This window comes from Burkholderia plantarii, from assembly GCF_001411805.1.
GTDB classification, from domain to species: domain Bacteria; phylum Pseudomonadota; class Gammaproteobacteria; order Burkholderiales; family Burkholderiaceae; genus Burkholderia; species Burkholderia plantarii.
Map to the genome: position 1 here is coordinate 1,851,696 of NZ_CP007213.1, position 25,444 is coordinate 1,877,139.

Here is a 25,444-nt window from a genome sequence, read left to right on the forward strand (position 1 = left end):
TCGAGATCATCGGCCTGCTTGCTGCCGTGCTCCCGCCCGCGAAGGCTGCATTCCCAGCCATTCGACCGTTGCCGACTTCTGGGACAGAATGCCCTCGCACACGAACCTGGTTTCGAAGAACCCGGCGGATTCCGCTGTCTCGATCAGCCTGGCGTAAAGCTCGGCCTCGCGCAGCATATCCTCGCGCAGATGGAACAGAGCGTGAGCGCGCTCGGCCCCGTGGGCTCCGGAATCGATGGGTATCGGCGCCGTAGCGGTATCCGGCGAATCATGCACCGGGGTCGGGGTGTCCTCGATCCGGTTCACGGCTGCCCGCAGCAGGCCCTGTTGCTCGATCGTCTGGGCAAGCAGGTCTTCCAGTTTCCGGCTTCGCGCGGCGGGCGGCTCATGCGTCAGAAGGCGCCGCAAACGGCGCTCCATTTCCTCTCCCGAAGCGCATGCTGCGTGAAGCAGATGCAGGAGATCGTCGCGATTCGGTGAAGTGGTGGAAGCGTTCATGTCGACGGGCCTTGCTCCGGAGGATCATGAGCGTGACGGGGGGGCTGCGGGACCGCCGTCGACACTCAGGGCTTTCTCGATGGCGGCAATCAACGCGAACGCGTCGTTGCGGTCGAGCATGAATCCCCGGCTGGCATACTCGCAGCCGAACGCGTAGTAGGTTGGCAGCAAGGTGATCCGGTCGAGGGCGGGATTAAAGTCGACCTCGCAGCGCGTCAAGGCGAAGTAGGTTAGGCCGGCAACTTGCCTGACTTCCATGTCGTGTTCCTCAATACAGCTTCGGTGGCGGCATCGCGCGTCTGAGCCGGGCACGCTGCCTCGATACCGCGCTGGCGAGCTTGCGCTTGCGTTGCGTGGTCGGCTTCTCGTAGGAGCTGCGGTCGCGCACCTCCTGGATCAGGCCACTTCTCTGGATTTCACGGCGAAATCGACGCAGCGCGACCTCGACAGGTTCATCGATCTTCAGGACGATTTTGGTCATAGCTACCCGGTTGAGTTATGAGGGCATCCAGTTCTCGCCGTCGTGCCGGTCGATCATGCCTTGCGCGAATTCGAGCGAGGCGCGACGGGCGGCGCCGGAGGTCAGGAACGGAGTTGCCTCGTTCAGTTTGAAGGTGTCGCTGCAGGTCAGCTCGGGGCCGCGCAGGCAGATCCTGACGGCGGCGTCGAAGCCGTCGTCATAGTTGCGGCCCGAGCCTGCCACCGGTTTTGCGTGTTGGTAAATCAACGGATAGATCTCGAAGCCGCGATACAGATGCATGCTCATGTTCGCCTCCTGGCGAGCCGCGCGGGCGGGAGTGGTGAAGCGTGACGGACTGCCCGCGCCTGGCACGGCTGGCAGCAAGATGAGAGGACGACGAAAGATCGACTGGGGGCGGGGGATGAAGGGCGTCGAAGCGCAGACGCACCACGAACGACATGATCCCGAGGCGTGGTCCATCATACTCCGCTTGTTCGGCGAGAAACCGTGCCGCGCGCAATTTATATTCGAATCGGCCAGGCTCTTTGCCGCGCTGGTACTTCCTTGCCGCGCTGGTACTCGCGCGAGCAGGCACGCGCGTCAATCAAGTTTCCTGCCCCCGGGCTTCGAAGGTCGATTCCCCGGCGTGACGAATCGATGCCGCGAGCGAAATCGTTTGACCGACGCGGCCACAACGCGTAAGGTCCGCCGTTGAATCGACAAGAAGCGCGATTGCTGCTCATCACTGACCGCTACACTGCGGTATTCGTTGTCCTCTCCCTCCTTGATTCTTTTCCGTGCTCGAACAGGGCGCGCGGCTCTGTACGTCTACTCTTCATCAAAGGATTCTCATGGACACCGGTATCGTCACGTGGTTCGACGACAGCAAAGGGTTCGGCTTCATCGCGCCGGACAACAGCAAGAACGATCTCTTCGCTCATTTTTCCGAAATTCGCGGCGACGGCTTTCGCACCCTGATCGAAGGCCAGCGCGTGAGCTTCGAGACGAAGATGGGTCCCAAAGGGCTCCATGCGAGCGACATCACGGCACTCTGATTCGCCCGCTCCGTGCCTGGAGAAATGAATCCGGCAACGGCAGCACTGCTGAACTCGCCCCGTCGAAGCACGCGTGTTTCCGAATCATCGAAGTCCTGACGACCCGTCGGTTGCATGAAGCCGCGTCGTCACGGGCCGTGCCCGACCGGCGTCCCGCAGCGGCCGGCTCCCTTCGGTGATCGGGCCCGGCCGCGCGCGACATCGCCCGCTCAATCGCGCACCACGGGCGCCACCCCCGCATCGGCCGCAACCCGGTCCAGCCCGGCCACCGTCTCGAGCGGCAGCAGGATCCCCTCGGCAGCCTGCTTCTCGTGCGCGCGCGCTTCCTTCTCGCCCGGATAGAACACTTCTTCGACGCCCTCGGCGAGCGGCACCGCCTTCAGCGTCTCGATGTAGCGCTCCATGCGTGCATGAAACGCTTCAAGCGGCTGAAACGCCGCCACGTTTAGCGCGATCATCAGGTGCCCGGCCCGGCTGCGATTGACGGGATCGTAGGGGCCATGGACCTCGTCCAGGAAGCCGCTGCCGGACAGCACGCCCGACAGCACGTCGACGATCGTGCCGATCGCGTAGCCCTTGTGGCCCGCCATCGGCAGGATGAAGCCCTCGAGCGCTTCCTTCGGATCGGTGGTCGGGCGGCCCTTCGCGTCGACGGCCCAGCCGGTCGGGATCGGCTCGTGGCGCGTCTGCGCGAGGAAGATCTTGCCGCGCGCCACGCCCGAGTTCGCCACGTCCATGACGAGCGGCGCGTAGCGTCCGGCCGGCACCGCCACCGACCACGGGTTGGTGCCGATCAGCTTTTTCAGGCCGCCCCACGGCGCCATGTTCGGGCCGCCGTTGGTGGTGCAGAGCATGATGCAGTCCTGTTCGGCGGCCATCCGCGTGAAGTACATGCAGGTGCCGAAGTGGTTCGAGTTGCGCACCGACACGGCGCCGATGCCGTGCGCCTTCGCGCGCCGGATCACGTCGAGCGCGGCGTGCCTCGCCACCGCCGGGCCGATGCCGTCGGCGCCGTCCATCACGGCGATCGCGCCGGCGTCGACGGGAAAGCCCGGGCTGGCCTGCGCGCGCATCGCGCCCGAGCACAGCCGCGCGTAGTACCAGCCGAGCCGCAGCACGCCGTGCGACTGGTGTCCCCACAGGTCGGCCTGCACCATCGCGTCGGCGGCGACGAAGGCGTCGTCGGGCGTCGCGCCCTTCGATCGGTAGACGGCGGCCACGAACTCGCGCAGCGCATCGGGGGCCAGGCGTCGGAAGGTGTCGGGGGTGTCGTCGCTCACGGTGCGAACTCCTCGGAAGAACCGGCGGGATGGTCGGGGCCTCATGATGCCGGAGGCCCGCGCGCGGCGGCGCCAGGCAATCAGGCGGCCGGGCGTCGCGGCAATCGACACCCGGCCCGGTCGCGGTCCGGCTCAGGCCGGCAGTCCGCTCCCGCGCCGCCGCACCGCCGGGTCCGCGAGCAGTTCACCCAGCGTGCGGATCGCCTGCTCGATGGCGTCCGACCACGGGTGCCCGAAATTGAGCCGCACGCAGTTCGCGAACGCGTGCGAGGCCGAGAAGATCGGCCCCGGCGCGATCCCCACGCCGCGGGCGAGCGCGCGCGCATGCAGCGCCATCGCGTCGATCTCGTCGGGCAGCGCGATCCAGACGAAGTAGCCGCCACGCGGCCGCGTCCAGCGCACGTCGCGCGGCAGCCAGCGCGCGATCGCGCGCGCCAGCGCGTCGAGCTGCGCCGCCAACGCGCCGCGCAGCTTGCGCAGGTGGCGGTCGTAGCCGCCGTGTTCGAGGTAGTCGGCCAGCCCGGCCTGCACGGGAATGCTGGCCGCGATCGTCGTCATCAGCTTCAGGCGCTGCACGCGCGGCGCGAACCGGCCGGCGGCGGCCCAGCCGATCCGGTAGCCGGGCGCGAGCGTCTTCGAGAACGAACTGCAGTGCAGCACGAGCCCGTGGCGGTCGAACGCGCGCGCGGGCAGCGGCGCGCGCGCGCCGAAGTGCAGCTCGCCGTAGACGTCGTCCTCGATCAGCGGCACCTGATGCCGTGCGAGCAGTTCCACCAGCGCGCGCTTCTTCTCGTCGGCGAGCAGCGCGCCGGTGGGATTCTGGAAGTTCGTCATGAACCAGCAGGCGCGCACGGGGTGCCGCTCAAGCGCTCGGCCGAGCGCATCGAGATCGAGGCCATCCACGGGATCGACGGGAATCTCCACGGCGCGCAGGTCGAGCCGCTCGATCGCCTGCAGCGCGCCGTAGAAGCCGGGCGCTTCCACGGCCACCACGTCGCCGGGGCGCGTCACAGCCATCAGGCAGAGGTTCAGCGCCTCGAGCGCGCCGTTGGTGACCACGATCTCGTCGTGCGGCTGCGCGATCCCGAGCCCGAGGTAACGCAGCGCGATCTGGCGGCGCAGCGCCTCGTTGCCGGGCGGCAGGTCCACCACGGTGCTCCAGGGGTCGAGTTCGCGCGCGGCGGTGGCCAGCGACTTCGCCAGGCGCGGCAGCGGAAACAGCTCGGGCGACGGGAACGCGGAGCCGAGCGGGGCGACGTCGGGGCGCCTGGCGGCATCGAGCACCGAGAACACGAGTTCGCTGATGTCCACCTTGGTCGAGGCGGCGTGCGGCGGCGCCGGTGCGTGGTCGGCCCGCGCGGCGGCCACCACGCGCGCGCCGGGCGCGACGTAGTAGCCCGAGCGCTCCTGCGCGCGGATCAAGCCCCATTCCTCCAGCAGGTAGTAGGCGCGGAACACGGTGGATTGGCTCACGCCGTGCTGCGCGATGATCTGGCGCAGCGACGGCAGCCGTGCGCCGACGGCGACGTTGCCGGATCGGATCTCGTCGGCCAGCGCCCGCGCCAGCGCCTCGTAGCGCGTGACGGGAGCGGCCGGCGAGGGCGGCCCGGCGCGGCGCGTCATCGGGCGGCGGCGCGCGAGCGCGGCACGGCGGCCGGGGCGCGGCAGGTCGCGAACGTGGCGGGCGCGACGCAAGCCACGGATGCCAAGGCGCAGCGGGCAGCGGGGGACTCGGGAGAGCGGGGCATCGGGAGGCAGTCGGGGCGGCGGGACGTCGGTCGGCGCATTGTAGGGGATCGATCGGGGATCGAACAGAACCGGCTGGTGCGCGGCCGCTCACCGCCGCGCGAGGCGGCTGGCCGCGAGCTTGCCGGGTGGAGGCGGCGGGCGCTATGCTCGGCGCTGGTTCTCCGGCCGGCTTGCCGGCCGCCCCGGCCGCCGTCCCTTCGATCGTGGCGCCGGTGGATGCCCGACAAACCGCCTCGCCTTCCAGGAGACATCCCCATGCCGTTTTCCGCCGGATCCTTCGACGAGGTGACGGCCGCGCTGCTCGCCGCCGTCGCGCCCGCGCGCGTGCTCGACATCGGCTGCGGCGCGGGCAAGTACGGCCACATGGTGCGCGCGGCGCTGCCCGGGGCGCGGCTCGAAGGCGTGGAGATCGAGCCGTCCTACGTCGGCAAGTACGGGCTCGACACGCTCTACGCGCCGCTGCATCTGATGAGCGCGGCCGACATCCCGGCCACCATGACCGACGAGATGTTCGACCTGACCATCATCGGCGACTGCATCGAGCATCTGCCGAAGTCGGCCGGTCTCGATCTGCTCAATTTCCTCACCTACCGTTCGGCTTACACGGTGCTCGTGCTGCCGGAGGCGGCGATCCAGAACTCGGTGGACAACGTGCTGTCGGAGGCGCACGTCTCGGTGTGGTCCGAGCGCGATTTCGGCTGGCACGACAACTGGGCCTGGGCACAGGTCTGGCAGATGCAGTACTTCATCCTGCGCGGCTACGCGCCGGCGCGCATCAGCCTCGCCGATCTGGTCGCGACGCTGCACGCACGGCAGTTCGTCCTGCAATACGACTGGGTGCGCGCGCCGCTGGCGTTCACGCACGTCAACCACACCAAGCTCGTACCGGCCGCGGACGGCGGCAGCGTGTACTGGCGCCAGCAATGACGCGGTCGGGCCGGGCGGCGCATGCGTTCCATGCCGGAACGATGCGAAAGCATCTCGTAAAATTTCGATTGTTTCGAGATATCGCGCGCGTAAATTTTCGTGTGATCGTGTTTGAATGAAAAGCCGATCGCGTATCCGCGCATACGGCACGTGCTTGATTTTTATCAAGGCAATCAGGATTCACGGGACAGTCGTCGATTGAAAGCTTGCGCCGCGGCAGGCATGTCGCGACATTATCCCTCGGAGCGGCTTAATGTGGTTATTGATCCATTATTTTATCCGGACGAGCTTGTCGTCTTTTCGATCCAATAAAAGAAAAATACTGGCAGGCATGGTGGGATGGGGAGCGATTTCAATGCCGCTCTTTTTTTGCGAGCCAGCTTGGGCTCAGGTGGTACCCAGGCGGCCGGTGGTCGACAGCTACGGAAATTGTACGTGGCGCGACAATGGTGATGGTTCGGTGACGGCATCGTTGATCGCTAATTTCCGGATATACACGGATTCGAGTTTTACGGGGAGGCTGTATTCCAGGACGATAATGCCATTGGTTTATGACAAGGACGGAAAGGTAGTCCCGGGCACTGAGGCATTTTCACCGATCGTGGTAATGGACGGAGTACCCTCCAACTATAGCGTTAGCGTCACCCGGCCAGATTGGCCCGGCAGGATATTTTATAGGCTATGGGACCCCAATGAAAATAATTCCTGGTCCAATACCTTTAATTTTGCCGCCTATATCGAGGTCACTGTCCGGGGGCAATGGTCGGCAATCAGCATTACCGCCGGGAATTATAATGTGGGTGGAATGGCCTTCACCGAGGAGGTAACCGGAGCCGCCTACCTGTACCCGGACTCCAACGGGAGCGGGTGTCAAGTCGTCGATCCGTTTCACCCGCCGAAGCCTCCCGTCACGATCCGCATGTCCGCACCCGACTGGGATCTCGGTGAGTTGCCGATGGACCATGGAGAAAAACGATTCACGGCGGCGGACGATCAACTTTGTTTTTCCTATTCGGGATTGAGCGCCGGTGGTGCCGCCGTGGTGGTCGACGCCGAAAGCCAGAACGGAGTCGTCAATGACCAGTACCAGTTGAAAGCACTGGACGATCCCAACCAGGTGATACCGTACACCGTGGTGCTGAACGGTGGCCTTTATGATATCGATCTGCCAAACCGGAGAAGACTCCCCGTCGTTCTGAACGCCTCCGGCAGAACGTGCTTCACGTCGGTCTTCCACACTTACGTGGCGCCCGGCCTGAAGCAGGGCGACTACAGCGACGTGCTCACCTTCACCGTGGTCAGCATGACGTGAGAGGGCGCCTCGCTGCCGTGATCCGTTTTCTGCGGTAGATTCTCCGGACCCGCCGCGCGCACCCGCGCCGCGGCCTCATCGCGTCGTCTTCATGGAGGTTTCCCGGATGGCAGATCGTTCGTTGGGCAATTCGGATATCCGGGTCTCGCCGCTCGTGTTCGGCGGCAACGTGTTCGGCTGGACGGCCGACGAGGCCACCTCGTTCTCGTTGCTCGACGCGCTGGAAGACACCGGCATCAACTTCATCGACACGGCCGACGTCTACTCGGCCTGGGTGCCGGGCAACCGGGGCGGCGAGTCGGAGACGATCCTCGGCAAGTGGCTCAAGCGCTCGGGCAAGCGCGAGCGCGTGGTGATCGCCACCAAGGTGGGCATGCTCGAGGCGCGCCCGGGCCTGTCGCGCGAGAACATCCTGAAGGCGGTGGACGATTCGCTGCGCCGCCTGCAGACCGATTACATCGATCTGTATTTCTCGCATCGCGACTTCGCCGATTCGGCGCCGCTGGAGGAAACGCTCGCCGCGTACCAGACGCTGATCGAGGCGGGCAAGGTGCGCATCGTCGGCGCGTCGAACTACAGCGGTGCGCGGCTGCGCGAGGCGGCCGGGATCAGCCGGCGCGACGGGCTGCCCGCCTATCAGGTGATCCAGCCGGAATACAACCTGTACGACCGCGCCGACTACGAGCAGGACCTGGAGCCCGTGGTGCGCGACCTGAAGCTCGGCGTGATCACCTATTTCGCGCTCGCGAGCGGCTTCCTGAGCGGCAAGTATCGTTCGAGCGACGATCTCGCCAAAAGCAAGCGCGGCTCGCGCGTGGAGAAATACCTGAACGCGCGCGGCTGGCGCATCGTCGACGCGCTCGACAAGGTGGCCGACAAGCACGGCTCCACGCCGGCCTCGGTCGCGCTGGCCTGGCAGATCGCGCGGCCGAGCGTGACGGCGCCGATCGCGAGCGCCACCTCGCTCGACCAGTTGAAAACGCTCGGCGCCGCGTTGCAACTGACGCTCGACGCCGACGACGTGCGCGCGCTCGACACCGCCAGCGCGCCCTGATCCTGCCCGCCGCGTGCCTGTCGCGCTCGCGGCTGCATGCGGTGCGGGCGGCGCAGCCAGATTGCGGCACGTCAGCCGCCCGGGCCGCCGCACCCGGTGCGGCGGCCTGATGATGCCGCTGCCGGCCGCGGTGCCACGTCCGGACCGCCCGCCGCCCGCCGTTCCCCATCCCGGCATTGATGCGCGCGCAACGATCGAGGCGGGCACGCGGCCTGCTAGACGCGCCCGCTCCCCGGTCTCGCATCCGGTTCCTTCAAATACACGCAAGGCCAGTCAAATCTGCTGCGTCGCCGCATGATCGTTCGATATTTTTTACCGTTCGATTCATCAGCCTCTTGATCATTCATTGAAACGATTCGATATGGGCCATTGAAACGACAAAGCAAATTCCATTGCGCCAGCATGATGCCGGCAATCACATGCCAGGCCGCGACCATCGAGTCAATGACGGCGCCAGGCGTGCCTTTGCACGTTTCGCCCCGGTTGGCAATCGCGCCACGCGATTGTGTCCCGACTGTAACGTTTGCCGGCCGATGGATATCCGCGCCGGGATTCTTTGGCTAGAATCTCCGATGCTAAAAAAGACGGTCGGATCGTGCGATCCATGACTTCGTCGTTTCCCATCGCCGCCATGAAAATCGATGACACCACGCCGACGCCTTGCCGATTTCCGCGAATCGTTACGAGCAGCCTCGGCACCTGATGCCGCCTCACGGGCATCGGCCGCGATCCGGCGCCGCGCCGGCGCGGCGGCGAAGGCCATCGGCATGCTGATGGCGGCGGCGGTGGTGGTCCTGGCGAGCGCGCCGGCCGCGCTCGCCGACGGCGACACCGCACCGGCCGCGCCGGCGGCCCCGGCGCAGCAGCCCGCCCCGCCCACATCGCAAACGACCCCGCGGGCGCCGGACGGCAATGCCGCCCAGCCTTCGTTCGCGCTCTACTACGGCGCCCATCCCCCCGTCGAGCTGCTGTCCGCCTACGATGCGGCCGTGGTCGAGCCCGACAGCGGCTTCGATCCGCTCGCGCATCCGCTGCCGCACACCACCTGGTTCGCCTATGCGAGCGTCGGCGAGGTGCTGCCGTCGCGCGCCTATTACAAGGCGATCCCGAAGGCCTGGTTCGCCGGCAGCAACGCGGCGTGGGCCTCGCGCGTGATCGACCAGAGCCAGCCCGAGTGGCCGGCGTTCTTCGTCGACCACGTGATCCGGCCGCTATGGGAGAAGGGCTACCGCGGCTTCTTTCTCGACACGCTCGATTCCTACCAGCTCGCCGCCACCACCGACGAGGCGCGTGCGCGCCAGCAGGCCGGCCTCGTGGCCGTGATCCGCGCGATCCGCGCGCGCTACCCGCAGGCGAGGCTGATCCTGAACCGCGGCTTCGAGATCCTGCCGCAGGTCCACGACCAGGTCTATGCGGTGGCGTTCGAATCGCTCTACCACGGCTGGAACCAGGCGCAGCAGCGCTACGTGGCGGTGCCGCAGGCCGATCGCGACTGGCTGCTGGGGCAGGCGCGCACGATTCGCTCGCAGTACGCGCTGCCGGTGATCTCGATCGACTATTGCGCGCCGGGCGATGCCGCCTGCTCGCACGATTCGATCGACCGGATTCGCGCCGACGGACTGGTGCCGTTCGTGACCGACGGCGCGCTCGCGACGATGGGCGTGGGCGCCGTCGAGCCGATGCGCCGCCGCATCCTGGTGCTGCAGGATCCGCCGCCGCGCACCGACCTGAACGTTTCGCCGGGCGTGCGTTACCTGGCGATGCCGCTCAACTATCTCGGCTACCAGGTCGATTACGTGGACGCGCGCGGCGACCTGCCGGCCGGCCCGCTCGCGGACCGCTACGCGGGCATCGTGCTGTGGCTCAACAACGACGTGCCGCGCGGCGCCGCCTATCGCGCGTGGCTCGAGGCGCAGGTGGAGGCGCACGTGCCGATCGCGGTGTTCACCTCGTTCGGCACGCCGCTCGACGTGCAGCTCGCGCGCAGGCTCGACCTGACGATGGTGGACGGCGCGCCCGCCAACGGCCGGCTCGACGTGCAGTCCTACGATCGCGCGATGATGGGCTTCGAGATGAAGCCGGTCGCCGACCCGCGCGACTACACGGCGGTGCGCGCCGGCGCCCACAGCCGCTCGCTGCTGCGGCTGCGCTCGGGCGCCTTCGAGATCGACGGCGCCGCGCTCACGCCGTGGGGCGGCTACGTGATGCGGCCGTTCGGCGTCTATGCGCTCGGCGCCGTCAACCAGGCGCGCTGGGTCACCCAGCCGCTCGCATTCCTGCGCGCGGCGCTGCGCCTGCCGGCCGACATGCCGGTGCCCGACACCACCACCGAGAACGGCCGCCGCCTGCTGATGTCGCACATCGACGGCGACGGCTTCGCGTCGCGCGCCGAGTATTCGACGCCGTCGATGAAGAACGACAGCAGCGCGCCGGCCTATTCGGGCGACACGCTGTACCGGCTGCTGCGCGACTCGGGCATGCCCACCACGGTGTCGCTGATCGAGGGCGAGGTCAGCGACCAGGGGCCGTTCCGCGCGTTCGCTCCGCACCTGCGCACGCTCGGCCGCAGGATCTTCGAACTGCCGAACGTCGAGGTGGCCACCCACACCTACACGCACCCGCTGCAATGGATGCGCGTGACGGGGCTGGGCGTGTCCGACGACGACACGCCGGCCGAGGGCGGCGGCGGCAACAACACGAGCGGCCTGTCGATCGACATCCCCGGCTACGTGTTCAGCATCGACCGCGAGGTGGGCGGCTCGATCGCCTATCTCGACCACAGCGTCGCGCCCGCCGCGAAGCCGGTGAAGATGGTGCTGTGGAGCGGCGACTGCCAGGTGCCGGCGCCGGTGCTGAAGGCCGCCTATCAGGCCGGCGTGCTGAACATGAACGGCGGCGACACGCTGATCACCAAAAGCTACCCTAGCTGGACCGCGATCGCGCCGCTCGGCGTGATGAAGGACGGTTACTACCAGGTGTTCGCGCCGAACCAGAACGAGGAGCTCTATACCGACCTCTGGCACGGCCCGTTCTACGGCTTCACGCGCGTGCTCGAAACCTTCGCGATGACCGACGCGCCGATCCGCTTCAAGCCGATGGACATCTACTACCACATGTTCTCGGGCACCAAGCTCGCGTCGGTGAAGGCCCTCGAGACGATCTTCAAGAGCGTGCTGGCGCAGCCGGTCACGCCGGTGTTCTCGTCGGACTACGCGCGCAAGGTGCTCGACTCGCTCGACATGAGCGTGGCGCGCGACGGCGGCGCCTGGGTGGTGCGCGACGCCGGCCGGCTGCGCACCGTGCGGCTGCCGCCGGGCAAGGTGCCTGACCTGCGCACCGCCACCGGCGTGGCCGGCTACGCGCCCGGCCCGGGCGGCACCTACGTCCATCTGGCCGGCAGCGAGGCGCGCTTCGTCGTGATCGACGCCGCGCGCGCGCCGCGCGTGCCGTACCTGGCCGACGCGAACGGCGAGCTCGACGGGTTCGAGCGCAGCGCGCGCGGCTTCTCGTTCGATCTGCATTCGCTGGTCGCGCCGCAATTCCGCCTCGCGAACGCCGGTGCGTGTCGCGTGACCCGCCATCCCGTGGCTTCCCATCCTTCGAGCCTGCATGTCGACGTCGCCTGCGACCTCTGAGCGCCAGCGGTTCTTTCCGCTGCCCGTCGTTCTCGTCCTCGGCTCGCTGATCGGCGCGTTGCTGGTGCTCGCGTATCCGCGCGGCAAGCTCGAGGCGCGCATACTGGCCGGCACCGACAGCCTGACGATCGCCTATCTGGAAGCGTGGCTGCGCATCGAACCCGACGCCGCCGACGTGCAGACCGAACTGACCCGCGCCTATCTGACCGGCGGCCGCAGCGCCGACGTCGCGCGCATGCTGGCGCGGCTCGATGCGTCGCGCGATCCGTCGGCACGGCAGAACGCGCTGGCGATCCGCATCTCGCTCGCGCAGCGCGCGCTGTACGGCCTGAAGCCGGGCGATCCGGCGCGCGCCGCGCGCATCCGCGAACTCGACGCGCTGCTGCAAGGCGCGGTCGACCAGCCGTGGGACGTCGAGGCGCTGACGGCGCTGGCGCGCCAGGCGCGCGGGCTCGGCGACAACGCGCTGGCGGGCCGCTACTACGCGCTGCTGGCCCGGCGCGACACGGCGCACGCCGATGCGTGGCTGGCCGAACTGGCGGCCACGCGGCTCGGCGGCAAGAACTATCGCGAGGCCGCCGACGCGTGGTTCGCGGTGCAGGCGCGCGCCACCACGCGCGCGGCGCGCCGCGACGCGTTCGCGGCCGGCGTGAAGGCGCTGCAGTCGGGCAACGACATGGCGGGCGCGATGGCGGCGGCGCAGGCCCACCTCGGCGACCTCCGCGACGATCCCGACACGCTGCGCTTCCTGTCGAACGTCGCGCTCGCGGCGGGGCGGCCCGATCTGGCCGCGCAATACGTGAAGCGGCTGCTGCAGGTGCTCGGCGACGCGGGGCGCGTCGACGGCGCGCCGCGCGTCGGGCTCGCGGCCTGGCATGGCGCGGACCCGGCGCCCGGGCGCGCCGATGCGCGCGCAGCCGCCGGCGTCGCGCGCGTGTCTCGCGTCGTCGCGGCACCGGCGGCAAGCCCCGGCGTCGAGGCGCCCGCCGACGCGGGGCATGCCGCGCACGACGACACGCTCGTCATGCATCGCGACGCGCGGGTAGCCACCGGCGCCGCGCTCGATTCTCGCGTCGCGACGGCGCCGCCGGCACGCCCCGGCATCGAGGCGCCCGCGAGCGCCGGCCATGCCGCGCATGACGACGCGCTCGTCGTGCATCGCAACGCGCGGGGCGTCTGGCTGCGGGCCGCGTGGCTGCCGGCGTTTCACGCGCCGGCCCGGCCCGGCGCCGCGCTGCGCGACGCCGGCATGCGGGCCACCGACCCGGCGCGGATCGTGCGGATTGCCGCGAGCGGCGACGCGTCGGCCGCGTCGGCCTCATCGATGTCGCCGGCCGCGGCGGTCTCGTCCGCGCCGCGCGCGGGTACGCCGGCCGCGGCGCGCGACGCGGCGCGGCTGATCCGCGTGCCGGTGCCGTCGAGCACGACGGTGGCGACCGGCGCGATTTCCGGCGACGCGGCGAGCGCGCCGCCGGCGGGCGGTGCGGTAGCGGGCGCCACCGCGCCGGCTGCCGCGCCCGCCGCCGACGCGCCGAAGCAGAAGGCCGGCGCCGCCGATTTCGAACTGGCCTACCGTGTGTTCCTCGCCGCCGGCGACGTGGCGAGCGCCGAGCACGTCGCGCAGCAGGCGCTCGCGCGCGACCCGGGCTCGGACGCGTGGCACGAGCGGCTCGCGCAGGTGGCGGAGTGGAACCATCACCCCGACGTCGCGCTCGCCAACTATCTCGCGCTCGCGCAGTCGCGCGGCGACGCGCGCGCGTGGCAGCAGGTGGCCCGGCTCGCGCCGGGCCTGAACGACCAGCGCGCGCTGCTGGCGCTGACGCTGCATCAGGCCGACGCGAACCCCGGCGACATCAAGCGCGTGGACGCGGCCGTCACCGCCTACGAATCGAACGCGGACCCGGACGGCGCGCTGCGCTTCCTGCAGGCGCGCTTTCACGGCCCGATCGGCCGGCTGGTGCGCGAGCGCTACGCGACCGAGGCCGAGCGCAAGGGCGACGACGATCTGGCGCTCGCCACCTGGCGCGATCTCGAACGCGACTACGGCCCGAACGCGGGCTACGCGCTGAAGATCGCGACCATGCTCTACACGCGCACGCAGTTCGACGCGGCGCTGGCCGCGATGAACGAGGCCAGGCGCGGCGCGACGCCGGCCGACGAGGATTTCTGGCGCTTCTACGCGCTGCTCGGCTCGACCACCCAGCAGCAGCACGACACCGGCGCCGGCTATCGCGAGCTGCTGGCGAGCGGCAAGGCCTCGCGCGACGATCTCGAGGCGATGATCGGCTTCTACGACGCCTCGCCGCTCGACGCGGCGCGCCTGGCCGAATACGGCTACCGCCAGTCCGGCAACGTGCGCATGCTCACGCAGGCGCTCTACTACTACGAGCGCGCCCATGCGCGCGGCCGGATCGCGCCGCTCTTGGCCTCGCTCACGCCCGCGCAGACCGCGGCGGCCGAGCAGTCGGCGCCGTTCCTGCTGGCGCGCGCGCAGTTCGAGCGCGACGCGGGCCGCCAGGAAGACGTCGCGCGCGACGTGCAGCGCGCGCTCGCGCTCGCGCCGGACAGCACCGAGGCACAGGTCACCTGGCTCTGGTATCTGAACGATCGCGGCACCGAGGCCCAACTGCGCGACGCGATGCGCCGCGACGCGGCCCGCGCCGAAACCGACGCGCCGCTCTGGCCGCCGATGATCGCCGCCGCGCTGCGGCTCGGCGACGGCCGCCAGGCGCTGCACTACCTGCGCAAGCAGGCCGACGCGAACCGCCAGGACCCGCTCTGGCGCCTGACCTTCGCCGACGCGCTCGAACTCGACGGCCGCGCCGACGACGCGTGGCAGCTGCGCAAGTCGGTGTGGATCGAACTCGCGCGGCGCCGCCGCGATCCGGACGCCGCACCGCTGCCCGAGGCCGAGCGCGAGGATCTGGCCGGCCGCTACGTGTCGCTCGCGACGCAGTTCGGCACCGGCGACCAGTCGCGCGCGGTGCTGATCCAGCTGCTGCGCGCCGACGTGGCCGGCGACGACGCGCAGCAGGGCGCCGCGGCGTATCCCTCCCAGCTCGGCGACTTCGCGATGCTGCCGCCCGTCAGGCAGGAAGCGATCCGGCGCGAACGGCGCGTGGTCTCGGCGATCGCGCGCGAGGCGGCGGTGTCGTGGGCGCAGGCCCAGCAGGCGCCCGACCTCGAACACGCGTGGCTGACCAGGCTGTTCATCGAGCGCAACAGCCGCCCGGTGTACGCCGAGGCGCAGCTGGCGATCGACGAGGGCGATGTCAACACGCTGAACCGGCTGCTCGACACGCTGCCGGACCTGATCCCGCGCCAGAACCGCGTGGACGCGCAGGTGCTGACCGGCCGCCTGACCGACGCGCAGTCGAGCGCCTACCAGGCGCTGATCGCCACGCCGCACGACGACGTGATGCAGCAGCAGCTGCGCGACGCGGCGATGAAGAACGCGCAGTCGGTGGACGTCGGCACGCGCTACAGCAACCAGGGCTCGCTGCGCTACAACGAGCAGAGCGCCTCGGTGGGCGCGCGCATCACGCCGTCGCAGAGCGTGCGGCTCGGCTACCGCCAGCGCGAGCAGTCGGGCGACGCGGCCACGCTGCCGCACATCCCGACGCAGGACCGCGTGCTGGAGGCGATGTACCGGCACCAGGGCCAGTACGACGAGGAAACCGTCACGGTGGGCCGCCGCGAGGCGCTGCGCGACATCACCACGGCGCGCGTGGAGGGCAAGGCGCGCGTGAATTCGAAGCTGACGCTGACCTACGCGGCCGGCTACAACCAGACCGCCACCGAGACCACGCAGCTGACCGTGGGCGGCGTGAAGGACCTGGCCTCGGTGGGCCTTTCCTACCAGTTCGATCCGCACTGGTTCGGCAGCGGGCGCTACGAATACTCGCGCTTCCTCGGCCAGGACCGCACCTATCTCGGCGACGGCCACCTGATCGAGGTCAGCGCCGGCTACAAGATCAAGGCCGACTACCCGGACTACACGATCCGCGCCGTGTTCACGCACGGCCAGTACGGCAACGGCAACGGCACGCCGGGCGCGCGGCTCGCGGCGCTGCTGCCGCCCGGCACGCCGGTCACGGCCGCCGCGTTCATGCCGCAGACGTTCACGCAGGGCGCGCTGCTGTTCTCGTTCGGCGACGACCTGCCCGACACCTATACCAAGGGCTGGCGCCCGATGTTCTCGGCCGGCCCGGTGCGCGACTCGCGTTCGGGCTGGACCGGTCAGGTCGAGATGGGGCTGGCGGGCAGCGTGTTCGGCGGCGACCAGGCACTGCTCTACGGGCTGTACCAGGGGGCGTCGTCGAACAGCTCGACGTCCGTGAAGGAAATCGGCGCGCGGTATCGCTGGCTGTACTGACGCGCCATGACACGCCATGCCACGCACACGCAGCATCACACGCAATCTGAGGAGAAACGCATGAACACGAACCACGCATCGCGGCGCTTCCGGGCGGCCGCGCTGGTCTGCGCGGCGACGCTCGCCGCGGCGGCGCTCGGCGGCTGCGCGGTGGTCGACCGCAGCGCGGCGGTGCCCGCCTCGAAGGGCGAGGCCTGGACCGTCCTGCCGATCGCGAACCACACCGAGACGCCGCAGGCCGGCCAGCGCGCCGGCTCGATCGCGCAGAGCCTGCTGCGCACCTACGGCTACCAGAACGTGGTGCCGTACCCGGGCGGCGGCGACGACGAGACGCTGTTCGATCCGGCCAAGCCCGACGCGCAGCAGAACGCGCTGAACTGGGCGCGCCAGCAGAACATCCACTACGCGCTGACCGGCGCGGTCAACGAATGGCGCTACAAGGTGGGCGTGGATGGCGAGCCGGCCGTGGGCCTCACCTTCAACGTGATCGACGTGCAGACCGGCAAGATCGTCTGGACCAGCACCGGCAGCCGCACCGGCTGGAGCCGCGACGCGGTGTCGGGCGTGGCCCAGAAGCTCGAGCGCGACCTGCTCGCGCCACTCGGCCGTTGAGCGGTGGCGGCCAGGTGGCGCGCGCGATGAAGCGGACTTCGACATCGATCAGGCGGTGGGCATGAATACCCAGGCAACGGGGCCGGCCGGGCCCGGCAAGCGCGACGCGCAGGCGCGGACCGTGCGCGCCACCGGCGCGGCCGCATGGTGGAGCGCGCTGATCGCGCCGCCGGACCGCTCGCCGCGGCGGCGCGTGATCGCGCTGGTCGAGACGCTGGTCTTCACGGTGGTGGTGCTCGCGCTGTGCCGCGCGTTCTCGGCCGACGATCCGCTGCTGATCCACGTCGGCTTCGGCTGGATCTGGCTCGCGCCGGTGGTGCTCGCGCTGCGCTACGGCTCGGTGTCGGGCCTCGTGTCCGGCTTCGTGGTGCTGGCCGCCTGGTATCTGCTGTATCCGGCCGTGCCGGTGCCGGTCGCCGCCGCGGGCGGCGCGGCCGCCTTCGCGGGCGAGACCACCTTCGTGCGGCCGTTCCCGATGGAGTTCTTCTTCGGCGGCTTCCTGCTCACGCTGCTGACCGGCCAGTTCGGCGACATCTGGATCGCGCGGCTGCGCCAGAACCGCATCGCCAACGATTACCTGTCCGAGCGCCTGTCGATCCTGACGCGCAACCAGTTCATGCTGCGGCTCTCGCACGAGCGGCTCGAACAGGACCTGCTGAGCCGCCCGGCCACGCTGCGCGATTCGCTCTCGCGGCTGCGCGCGGTGGTGTTCGACGCCACCCCGTCGGCGGCCGGGCAGGGCGAGGTCGCGCTGCGCGGCGCGCAGGCGTTTCTCGACGCGGCCGCGCAGGCGGTGCAGCTCGAGGTGGCGAGCGTGCACGCGTGGCGGCACGGCGCACCGGCCGCCGAGAGCGCCGCCGCGATCGGCGGCGCCGCGCCGCTCGACGTGAACGACCCGCTGGTGCGCGAGGCGATCGAGACGCGCAAGCTGGTCCACGTGGAGGCGCGCGGCGACGCGGCCGCCTCGATCGGCAGCCGTTATCTGGCCTGCGTGCCGCTGCTGGACGTGAAGGGCGCGCCGGTCGGCGTGATGACGATCGAGCGCATGCCGTTCCTCGCGCTCACGCGCGACAACCTGCAGTTCCTGCTGGTGCTCTGCAACTTCTACGCGGACGGCGTGCGCCATGCCGAGGTCACGCGCGAGATGCTGGCCGCGTTCCCCGACTGCCCGCACCGCTTCGCGCTCGACTATGCGCGGCTGGTCCACCTGCGTCGCGACTCCGGCGTGCTGTCGGCCGTCGTCACGCTGGTGTTCGACAGCGACGAGCGCGGCGCCGCGCTCTGCGAGCACGTGGTGCGCACGCGCCGCGCGCTCGACTCGCAGTGGGAGATCGTCGGCGCGCGCCGCCGTGCCGTGCTGACGCTGATGCCGCTGTCGGGCACGAGCGGCGTGGACGGCTACCTGATGCGGATCGAGGACAACCTGCGCGCGCAGTTCGGCGTCGATTTCGAGGGCGCGCACGTGGCCGTCTATTCGATGAACGTGCCGGCCGAGGACCCGATGCACCCGCTCGTCAAGCTGATGGAGCACTGCGGTGTCGCCGGCTGATCCGCGCCAACCCGGCGCATCGGGCAAGCCTGCCCCGGCCGCGCGCGGCCGCGACGCGGCGGGCGCCGTGCTGGCCGTGCTGCTGGTGGCGCTCGGCCTCGCGCTGCAGGGGTATGCGTGGCTGCTGACCGCGCGCAGCCTGCCGGACCCGTCGGCGCAATGGCTCTCGGGCCTGCCGGTGGCGGCCGAGGCGTCGGTGGCGGCGGTGGCCGTCAACACGCGGCTGGTGGCGATCTGCCTGGCGCTGCTGGCGGTGGCCGCGCTGCTGGTCACGGCCGGCAGCGCACGGCTGCTGCCGCGCGCGCTGCGGCCCGCCACCGCGCGCGGTCTGATGCTGCTCGGCTTCCTGAACTTCGCGGTGCCGTTCGGCGGCGTGATCTGCACGCTCGGCGCGTTCGCGCTCTCGCGCCTGCTGCCGGCCAACCGCGCGAGCCTCGCGGTGAGCACGGTGGAGGAACCCGAGTTCGCCGAATACCTGATCGGCTCGGTCTCGTATGGGCGCGGCGCGCGCCTGAAGGCCGAGCTGCGCAACGCCGAGGCCAGCGTCGATTTCCGCATGACCGCGCTGCTCGCGATGCAGTCGCTGCCGGTGCGCACCGTCTCGCCGATCCTGCAGGAGATGCTGGCCGATCCGCTCGACGACATCCGGCTGCTCGCCTACGGCAGCCTCGAAAGCAAGGAGAGGGCGCTGACCCAGCGCATCACCGCCGAGCGCGCGGCGCTGGAGGCGCTGGACGCCTCCGACGCCTCCAGCGCCCCCGGCGGCGGCGCGCGGCCGGCGGCCGAACGCGCCCGCATCAACAAGGTGCTCGCCGAGCTGTACGGCGAGCTGATCTACCAGCAACTGGTGACGGGCGACGTCTACGACAACGCGATCGCGCAGGCCGACCGCTTCGCCGAGGCCGCGCTCGCGCTGCTCCCCGACGACGCCGCGCTGTGGCGCCTGCGCGGCCGGCTCGCGCTGCTGCGGCGCGACCTGGACGCGGCCGATACGCTGCTGCAGCGCGCGATCGACAGCGGCTTCCCGCGCGACCGCCTGCTGCCGTATCTGGCCGAGTCCGCCTACTGGCGGCGCGATTTCGCGCGCGTGGCCAGCCTGCTCGGCGCGATGGGAGCGAGCGGCGTGCCGCCCGCGCTGCGCGCCGCGCTCGAATTCTGGCAGCCGGCCGCGGCCGCGCCGGCGCCGCAAGCCGATCAATAAGCGGATGACCAAGCCGATGTCGACACCGACCCCCCCCGCGCTGCCGCGCGCCGCCTCCGCCGACGTGCTGCTGCTGCTCGAGGGCACGTTCCCGTACGTGAGCGGCGGCGTGTCGAGCTGGGTCAACCAGATGATCCGCGCGTTCCCCGAGCGGAGCTTCGCGCTGTGCTTCCTCGGCAGCCGGCCGCAGGACTACGCGAAGCAGCACTACGCGCTGCCCGAGAACGTCGTGCATCTGGAGAACCACTACCTCTACGATTTCGCGCCGCCGCCGCTGGTGAAGAAGATGGGCGGCGACGCCGACGCGTTCGCGCGCTCGGCGAAGCTGCACGAGACCATGCGCAACCCGGCGCTGCGCACGGTGGGCGCGCAGCTGCTCAAGCAGATGCTGGCCGACCTGAAGCCGGGCGGCGCGCTGGCCGAGGACGCGTTCCTCTATTCGAAGGAAGCCTGGGATTACCTGACCGAGCAATACCGCGCGCGCTGCACCGATCCGTCGTTCGTCGACTACTTCTGGACCGTGCGGATCATGCACAAGCCGCTCTGGCAGCTCGCGCGCGTGGCCGAAGGGCTGCCGGCCGGCCGGGTGCTGCATACCGTGTCCACCGGCTACGCGGGTTTCCTCGGCGCGCTCGCGCATTACCGCACCGGGCGCCCGCTGCTGGTGTCCGAGCACGGCATCTACACCAAGGAACGCAAGATCGACCTGTTCCAGAGCGAGTGGATCCGCGACAACCGCAGCATCTTCGAGCGCGACGTCTCGCAGGTCGGCTACTTCCGCGACCTGTGGGTGCGCTTCTTCCAGGCGCTCGGGCGCGCCTGCTACGACGCGGCCGACGACATCATCGCGCTCTACGAGGGCAACCGGCAGCGCCAGATCCTCGACGGCGCGCCGGCGCCGCGCACCGGCACGATCCCGAACGGCGTGAATCTCGGGCGCCTCGCGCCGCTGCGCGAGCGCCGCGCGGCCGGGGTGCCGAAGACGCTGTGCCTGATCGGCCGCGTGGTGCCGATCAAGGACATCAAGACCTTCATCCGCGCGATGCTGACCGTGCTGCGCCGGATGCCCGAGGCCGAGGCCTGGATCGCCGGCCCCGAGGACGAGGATCTGGCCTACGCGCAGGAGTGCCGCGCGCTGGTGGACAGCCTCGGCCTGAAGGACAAGGTGAAGTTCCTCGGCTTCCAGAAGATCGACGAGCTGCTGCCCAGGTGCGGGCTGCTGGTGCTCAGCTCGATCTCGGAGGCGCTGCCGCTGGTGGTGCTGGAAGGCTTCGCGGCCGGCGTGCCGTCGGTGACCACCGACGTCGGTTCGTGCCGCCAGCTGATCGAGGGGCTGCCCGGCGAGGACGCCGCGCTCGGCGCGGCCGGCCGCGTGGTGCAGATCGCCGACCCGCGCGCGCTGGCCGAGGCCGCCATCGACCTGTTCGACGACGCCAACTGGCACGCGGCGCAGGCCGCCGGCGTGGCGCGCGTCGAGCGCTACTACACGCAGGACCGGATGGTCGATTCGTACCGCGCGCTGTACCAGCGCCTGATGGCCGCTGACACCCGGCCGGCCGGGGACGGCGCGGCCGTCTCCACGTCTCGTTGAGGGGAGCGGCGAACCATGGCCGGAATCGGATTCGAACTGCGCAAGATGCTCCGTCGCGACACGCTGACGGGGCTGATGCAGGCCTATACCTACGCGGGGCTGATCGGCGCCGGGCCGTGGGTGCTGTCGATCGTCGGGATCCTGCTGATCGGCGTGCTGAGCGTGCCGTTCGTGCAACCCAACGGCGCCGTCACGCAGTTCCAGGTGTCGGTCACGTACCTGATCGCGGTCTCGCTGGTGCTGACCGGGCCGCTGCAGCTCTGGTACACGCGCTTCACCTCGGACCGCCTGTTCGAGAAGCGCCGCGACCTCGTGCTGCCGAACTTCCACGCCGTGATGGCGGTGGTGACGGTGGTGTCGGCCGTGGCGGGCGCGCTGGTGGTGCTGTTCGCGTTCGGCGGGCAGACCGCCGCCTACCGGCTGCTGATGCTGGCCGGCTTCGTGGTGATGGGCAACATCTGGATCGCCACCATCTTCCTGTCGGGCATGAAGCGCTACGTGGCGATCATCGTGGTGTTCTTCGTCGGCTACGCGGTCACCACGGTGGCCGCGCTGGCGCTCGACGGCTTCGGCCTCACGGGCCTGCTGGCCGGCTTCGTGGCGGGCCAGACGCTGCTGCTGTGCGGGCTGCTCGGGCTGATCTACCGCGACTTCGAGAGCGACCGCTTCATCTCGTTCGAGATCTTCGAGAAGCGCTACCGCTATCCGTCGCTGATGCTGATCGGGTTCCTCTACAACCTCGGCATCTGGATCGACAAGTTCATGTTCTGGTACACCACCGGCACCGGGCAGCCGGTGATCGGGCCGCTGCGCGCGTCGATCATCTACGACATTCCGGTGTTCCTCGCCTACCTCGCGATCATCCCGGGCATGGCGGTGTTCCTGCTGCGCATCGAGACCGATTTCGTCGAGTACTACGACGCGTTCTACGACGCGGTGCGCGGCGGCGCCTCGCTGCAGCACATCGAGCGCATGCAGCGCGCGATGGTGGAGGCGCTGCGCGATGGCGTGTGGGAGATCCTCAAGATCCAGGCGATGGCCGCGCTGCTGCTGTTCGCGGCCGCGCCCACGCTGCTGCACTGGCTGCACATTCCCGCGCTGTACCTGCCGCTGCTCTACATCGACGTGATCGCCGCCAGCATGCAGGTGGTGTTCATGGGCGTGATCAACGTGTTCTTCTACCTCGACAAGCGGCGCATCGTGCTGTGGCTGGTGGGCGGCTTCGTGCTGCTGAACGTGGCGCTGACCGCGCTGACGCTGGCCTCGAGCCCGGCCGCCTACGGCTACGGCTTCGCCGGCGCGCTGTTCGTGGTGATGCTGGCGAGCCTCTACTGGCTCGACCGCAAGCTCGACACGCTCGAGTACGAGACCTTCATGCTGCAGTGATGGCCGCCGGCGGCCGCTCGCCGCCCGTCGTCAACTGGCTGGCCCGACCCGCAGCGGGCGGCGGGGCCGTTCGACGGGGTTTGGAAAGCGGAAAGGAAGCCGCCTGGAAGCCGGATGTCACGTGAAACCAGTCGCAATGCGCGGGTTCACGACGTCGATTCGCATGCCGGTGCGTGAGTTCGCACGGCTCGCCCACGCGTGTGGACGCCGCATGAAATGCTCGCGGTGCTGCCTGCCGGAGTGGGTCTCTTGCCTCCGATTCGACGGGGCCGCGCGACCGGTTCGAACCGCTTGCGCCCGAGACCGTTGCGGCGGGTTCACAGGTTCATCCACGGGAGCGTGTCGGTTATGGTCGGTCTGGTCACGAGCAGTTTCAACATGGGCATCGGGCCCGTGATTCCCTCGGCGGGCGAGCCGCTCGGCGGCGGCGCTTCGCCGGACTTCGGCGCGGCCGATCCGCAGACCGCCTCGGCGCTGCTGACCGTCATCATGCAGGCGTTGCAGCAATTGCAAAACGCGCTCGGCGACGGCGGCGCACCGTCGATGCCGGCCGCGACGCCGGAGGGCATGCCGGCGAACGCCGCCGCCTCGCCGTCGGGCGTCGCGAGCGCGCTGTCGGCCGCCACCGGCGGCACGACGGCCGCGGCGACGCCAGCCGGCAGCGGCACGCCGGGCGGCGCGTCGAGCAGCACGCCCGCCGCGGGCAGCAGCGGCGGCAGCGGCACCGCCGGCACGAATTCCGACCTCGAGAACGCGATGGCGCAGACCCAGGCCAAGGACCCGACGCTGTACGCGAAGACGATGAAGGACGCGCAGAGCGGCAACGGCAACGGGCTCGTCGAGGACGAACTGCAAGCCTACAAGGAAGGCGCGATCACGAAGCAGCAGGCCACCGAGGAGGTATCCGGCGCGCAGAGCCTGGCCAACCAGAACGGCGGCGGCCGGATCAACGGCAAGGTGCGCGGCGAGGCGCAGGACGCGCTCGGCAAGAACGTGATCGGCAAGGGGCAGACGCGCATCGAGCACGACATCGTCAAGGCGTTCGAGAGCTTCACGCCGATCGGCGCGATCATCAAGGGCTCGAAGGACAAGACCTCGAAGCAGGGCCCCGAGAACATCATCCAGGCCGGCCAGGCCGTCACGCAACAGGCGTCGCAGACGGCGATGCAGGACATGCAGTCGGCCGACCCGAACCTTGCCGCCAAGTTCCAGCAGGACGCGCACAAGGGCGACGGCAATGCGATGGTCGAGGACATGGTGCAGCTCAAGAGCGAGGAGCAGAGCGGCCAGGTACCCGACACGTTCACCGACCAGGACGCGCAGATGCTCGGCAGCCAGGTCGGCAACTACGGCAAGGGCAAGGTGAATTCGCAGGAGGAGCAGTCGTTCACGCAGGCGTTCGGCGCCGACACGCTGTATCGCGGCTCGACACGCGGCTCGAAGGCGTTCAACAAGGTCGAGGATGCCGTCGGCGGCATCATGGGCAAGGTGGTCTCGCCCGTCACCGACACCGTGGGCGGCGTCGACAAGCTGGTCCACGGCGACATCAAGGGCGCGTTCAAGGAGTTCGGCAACGCGCTGGCCGGAGCCGCCACCGACGTGGCGATGGTGGTGGCGCCCGAGGCCGCGCCGGAGCTGGAGGTGGGCGCGATGGCGGCCGAGGGCGCGAGCGCGGCGGCCAGCGCCGACCGCGTGCTCGACCCGATCCTGAGCGGCGCGCGCACGCTCGGCAAGGCCAACGATCACGTCAACGACGCGAACGACGCCGTCAACATGCTGACCGGCAACAACAATAACGGCGGCGGCAGCCGCACGGCCTGACGCGGCGCCATGGTGCGGGCCTGGACGGCCCGCGCCGGATCTCGTCCGGACCGGTCGGCGCGAGCCGGCCGTCCCGCAGCCGGCCCCGGCCCGGGCCGCCGTTCGCGCCCGGCGCGACGACGCGCGTCGCCTCGCGCCGCCCCGCCATCACAGCACGTTCAGCATCGCCAGCGCGGTCTCCTGCAGCGGCGGCAGCACGCGCGCGAGCGCGGCGGCCGGCGCCTCGCCGCCGATCGGCATGTTGGTGCTGAGCGCGGCCACCACCTCGCCCTGCCGGTTCTTCAGCGGCACCGCGATGCCGCGCACGCCCACCTGCAACTGCTGCTCGATCAGCGCGTAGCCGTCCTCGCGCGCCTGCGCGATGGTCTGCTGCAGCCGCGTCTTGTTGGTCAGCGTATGGGGCGTGTAGGGCGGCAGTTCGGTCGTATCGAGCCAGGCGGCCACCTCGGCGGCGGCATGACGGTGCGCGAGCAGTACCACGCCGGCCGAGGCCAGCGGCGCCGGCACGCGTGCGCCGAGCACGAAGCCGGTGGTCATCACGCGCGACACGCCGTTGCGCGCGATCACCACCAGTTCCCAGTCGTCGAGCACGCTGACGTAGGCCGACTCGTTCAGCGTCGCGCTCAACTGCTGCAGATAGGGCTGCACCATGCGCGGCAGCCGCGCCGAATCGAAGTACGACCAGCCCACCCGCAGCACGCGCGGCGTGAGGCCGTAGAGCTTGCCGTCGGTGTGGACGTAGCCGAGCGATTCGAGCGTGAGCAGGTAGCGCCGCGCGGCGGTGCGCGTGAGACCGGTGCGCGCGGCCGCCTGGGTCGGCGTCATGCGCGCATGTTCGCTGTCGAATGCCTCGAGGATCATCAGGCCTTTTTCGAGGCCGGCGATCCAGTCGCGCCTGTCGAGCGGGGTCTTTTTCATCGGAACGGAAGGCGGCGGCCG

The 25,444-nt window shown here is 69.9% G+C and carries 19 protein-coding genes; 12 read left to right on the plus strand and 7 right to left on the minus strand.

Going from position 1 to position 25,444, the window contains the following annotated elements; translation table 11 throughout:
- Nucleotides 1-6: 6 nt before the first annotated feature.
- Genes bpln_RS25030 through bpln_RS25045 form a run of 4 tightly spaced genes read right to left on the minus strand, consistent with a single transcriptional unit; the run spans nt 7 to nt 1,264 of the window.
- On the minus strand, nt 7-498 hold the full coding sequence (locus bpln_RS25030) for a hypothetical protein (protein ID WP_148654168.1): 492 nt from the start codon (nt 496-498) through the stop codon (nt 7-9).
- Nucleotides 499-522: 24 nt separating this feature from the next.
- Entirely contained in the window at nt 523-756 is a 234-nt protein-coding gene (locus tag bpln_RS25035; protein WP_042627899.1) for a hypothetical protein, read from the minus strand.
- A gap of 10 nt (nt 757-766) precedes the next feature.
- Nucleotides 767-979 carry a 30S ribosomal protein S21 gene (gene rpsU / locus bpln_RS25040; RefSeq protein ID WP_042627900.1) on the minus strand — a complete coding sequence of 71 codons (213 nt, stop codon included), beginning with the start codon at nt 977-979 and terminating at the stop codon, nt 767-769.
- 15 nt (nt 980-994) lie between these two features.
- Nucleotides 995-1,264, minus strand: a complete 270-nt coding sequence (locus bpln_RS25045) for a hypothetical protein (protein WP_042627901.1) — start codon at nt 1,262-1,264, stop codon at nt 995-997.
- 545 nt (nt 1,265-1,809) lie between these two features.
- Here bpln_RS25045 and bpln_RS25050 point away from each other — a divergent pair.
- On the plus strand, nt 1,810-2,013 hold the full coding sequence (locus bpln_RS25050; RefSeq protein WP_042627902.1) for a cold-shock protein: 204 nt from the start codon (nt 1,810-1,812) through the stop codon (nt 2,011-2,013).
- A gap of 209 nt (nt 2,014-2,222) precedes the next feature.
- Here the strand turns inward: bpln_RS25050 and bpln_RS25055 are convergent, their stop codons facing one another.
- Both bpln_RS25055 and bpln_RS25060 read right to left on the minus strand, forming a co-directional pair.
- Nucleotides 2,223-3,293, minus strand: coding sequence for an Ldh family oxidoreductase (locus bpln_RS25055; RefSeq protein WP_055140321.1), 1,071 nt, complete (start codon nt 3,291-3,293; stop codon nt 2,223-2,225).
- A 132-nt stretch (nt 3,294-3,425) separates the two neighbouring features.
- Nucleotides 3,426-4,916 (minus strand): aminotransferase-like domain-containing protein, encoded by a 1,491-nt coding sequence (locus tag bpln_RS25060; RefSeq protein WP_055141211.1) that lies wholly within the window; start codon nt 4,914-4,916, stop codon nt 3,426-3,428.
- A gap of 381 nt (nt 4,917-5,297) precedes the next feature.
- On the opposite strand from bpln_RS25060, the gene bpln_RS25065 reads away from it, so the two are divergent.
- The 11 genes from bpln_RS25065 to bpln_RS25115 all read left to right on the plus strand — a co-directional run bounded on the left by bpln_RS25065 (nt 5,298) and on the right by bpln_RS25115 (nt 24,505).
- The gene (locus tag bpln_RS25065; protein ID WP_042627905.1) at nt 5,298-5,969 is read left to right on the plus strand and encodes a class I SAM-dependent methyltransferase; all 672 of its coding nucleotides are present in this window, start codon (nt 5,298-5,300) and stop codon (nt 5,967-5,969) included.
- Between the two features lie 253 nt (nt 5,970-6,222).
- On the plus strand, nt 6,223-7,281 hold the full coding sequence (locus tag bpln_RS36130; protein WP_148654169.1) for a hypothetical protein: 1,059 nt from the start codon (nt 6,223-6,225) through the stop codon (nt 7,279-7,281).
- Between the two features lie 106 nt (nt 7,282-7,387).
- The gene (locus bpln_RS25075) at nt 7,388-8,335 is read left to right on the plus strand and encodes an aldo/keto reductase (RefSeq protein ID WP_042627906.1); all 948 of its coding nucleotides are present in this window, start codon (nt 7,388-7,390) and stop codon (nt 8,333-8,335) included.
- A gap of 641 nt (nt 8,336-8,976) precedes the next feature.
- Nucleotides 8,977-11,970 carry a bifunctional glycoside hydrolase/polysaccharide deacetylase family protein gene (locus bpln_RS25080; RefSeq protein ID WP_055140323.1) on the plus strand — a complete coding sequence of 998 codons (2,994 nt, stop codon included), beginning with the start codon at nt 8,977-8,979 and terminating at the stop codon, nt 11,968-11,970.
- On the plus strand, nt 11,945-16,345 hold the full coding sequence (locus bpln_RS25085; protein ID WP_063891333.1) for a tetratricopeptide repeat protein: 4,401 nt from the start codon (nt 11,945-11,947) through the stop codon (nt 16,343-16,345). The genes bpln_RS25080 and bpln_RS25085 overlap by 26 nt, the downstream gene beginning before the upstream one ends.
- 60 nt (nt 16,346-16,405) lie before the next feature.
- Nucleotides 16,406-16,957 carry a hypothetical protein gene (locus bpln_RS25090; RefSeq protein ID WP_055141212.1) on the plus strand — a complete coding sequence of 184 codons (552 nt, stop codon included), beginning with the start codon at nt 16,406-16,408 and terminating at the stop codon, nt 16,955-16,957.
- A gap of 61 nt (nt 16,958-17,018) precedes the next feature.
- Nucleotides 17,019-18,506, plus strand: a complete 1,488-nt coding sequence (locus bpln_RS25095; RefSeq protein ID WP_055140324.1) for a PelD GGDEF domain-containing protein — start codon at nt 17,019-17,021, stop codon at nt 18,504-18,506.
- The gene (locus bpln_RS25100) at nt 18,493-19,707 is read left to right on the plus strand and encodes a sugar ABC transporter permease (protein WP_082465433.1); all 1,215 of its coding nucleotides are present in this window, start codon (nt 18,493-18,495) and stop codon (nt 19,705-19,707) included. Before bpln_RS25095 ends, bpln_RS25100 begins: the two co-directional genes overlap by 14 nt.
- A gap of 16 nt (nt 19,708-19,723) precedes the next feature.
- The gene (pelF, locus tag bpln_RS25105; RefSeq protein ID WP_042629423.1) at nt 19,724-21,298 is read left to right on the plus strand and encodes a GT4 family glycosyltransferase PelF; all 1,575 of its coding nucleotides are present in this window, start codon (nt 19,724-19,726) and stop codon (nt 21,296-21,298) included.
- A gap of 15 nt (nt 21,299-21,313) precedes the next feature.
- Nucleotides 21,314-22,684, plus strand: a complete 1,371-nt coding sequence (gene pelG, locus bpln_RS25110) for an exopolysaccharide Pel transporter PelG (protein ID WP_042627910.1) — start codon at nt 21,314-21,316, stop codon at nt 22,682-22,684.
- 378 nt (nt 22,685-23,062) lie between these two features.
- The gene (locus bpln_RS25115) at nt 23,063-24,505 is read left to right on the plus strand and encodes a hypothetical protein (RefSeq protein WP_148654170.1); all 1,443 of its coding nucleotides are present in this window, start codon (nt 23,063-23,065) and stop codon (nt 24,503-24,505) included.
- Nucleotides 24,506-24,652: 147 nt separating this feature from the next.
- On the opposite strand, the gene bpln_RS25120 is transcribed toward bpln_RS25115, so the two are convergent.
- The gene (locus bpln_RS25120; protein ID WP_042627912.1) at nt 24,653-25,423 is read right to left on the minus strand and encodes an IclR family transcriptional regulator domain-containing protein; all 771 of its coding nucleotides are present in this window, start codon (nt 25,421-25,423) and stop codon (nt 24,653-24,655) included.
- Nucleotides 25,424-25,444 lie beyond the last annotated feature (21 nt).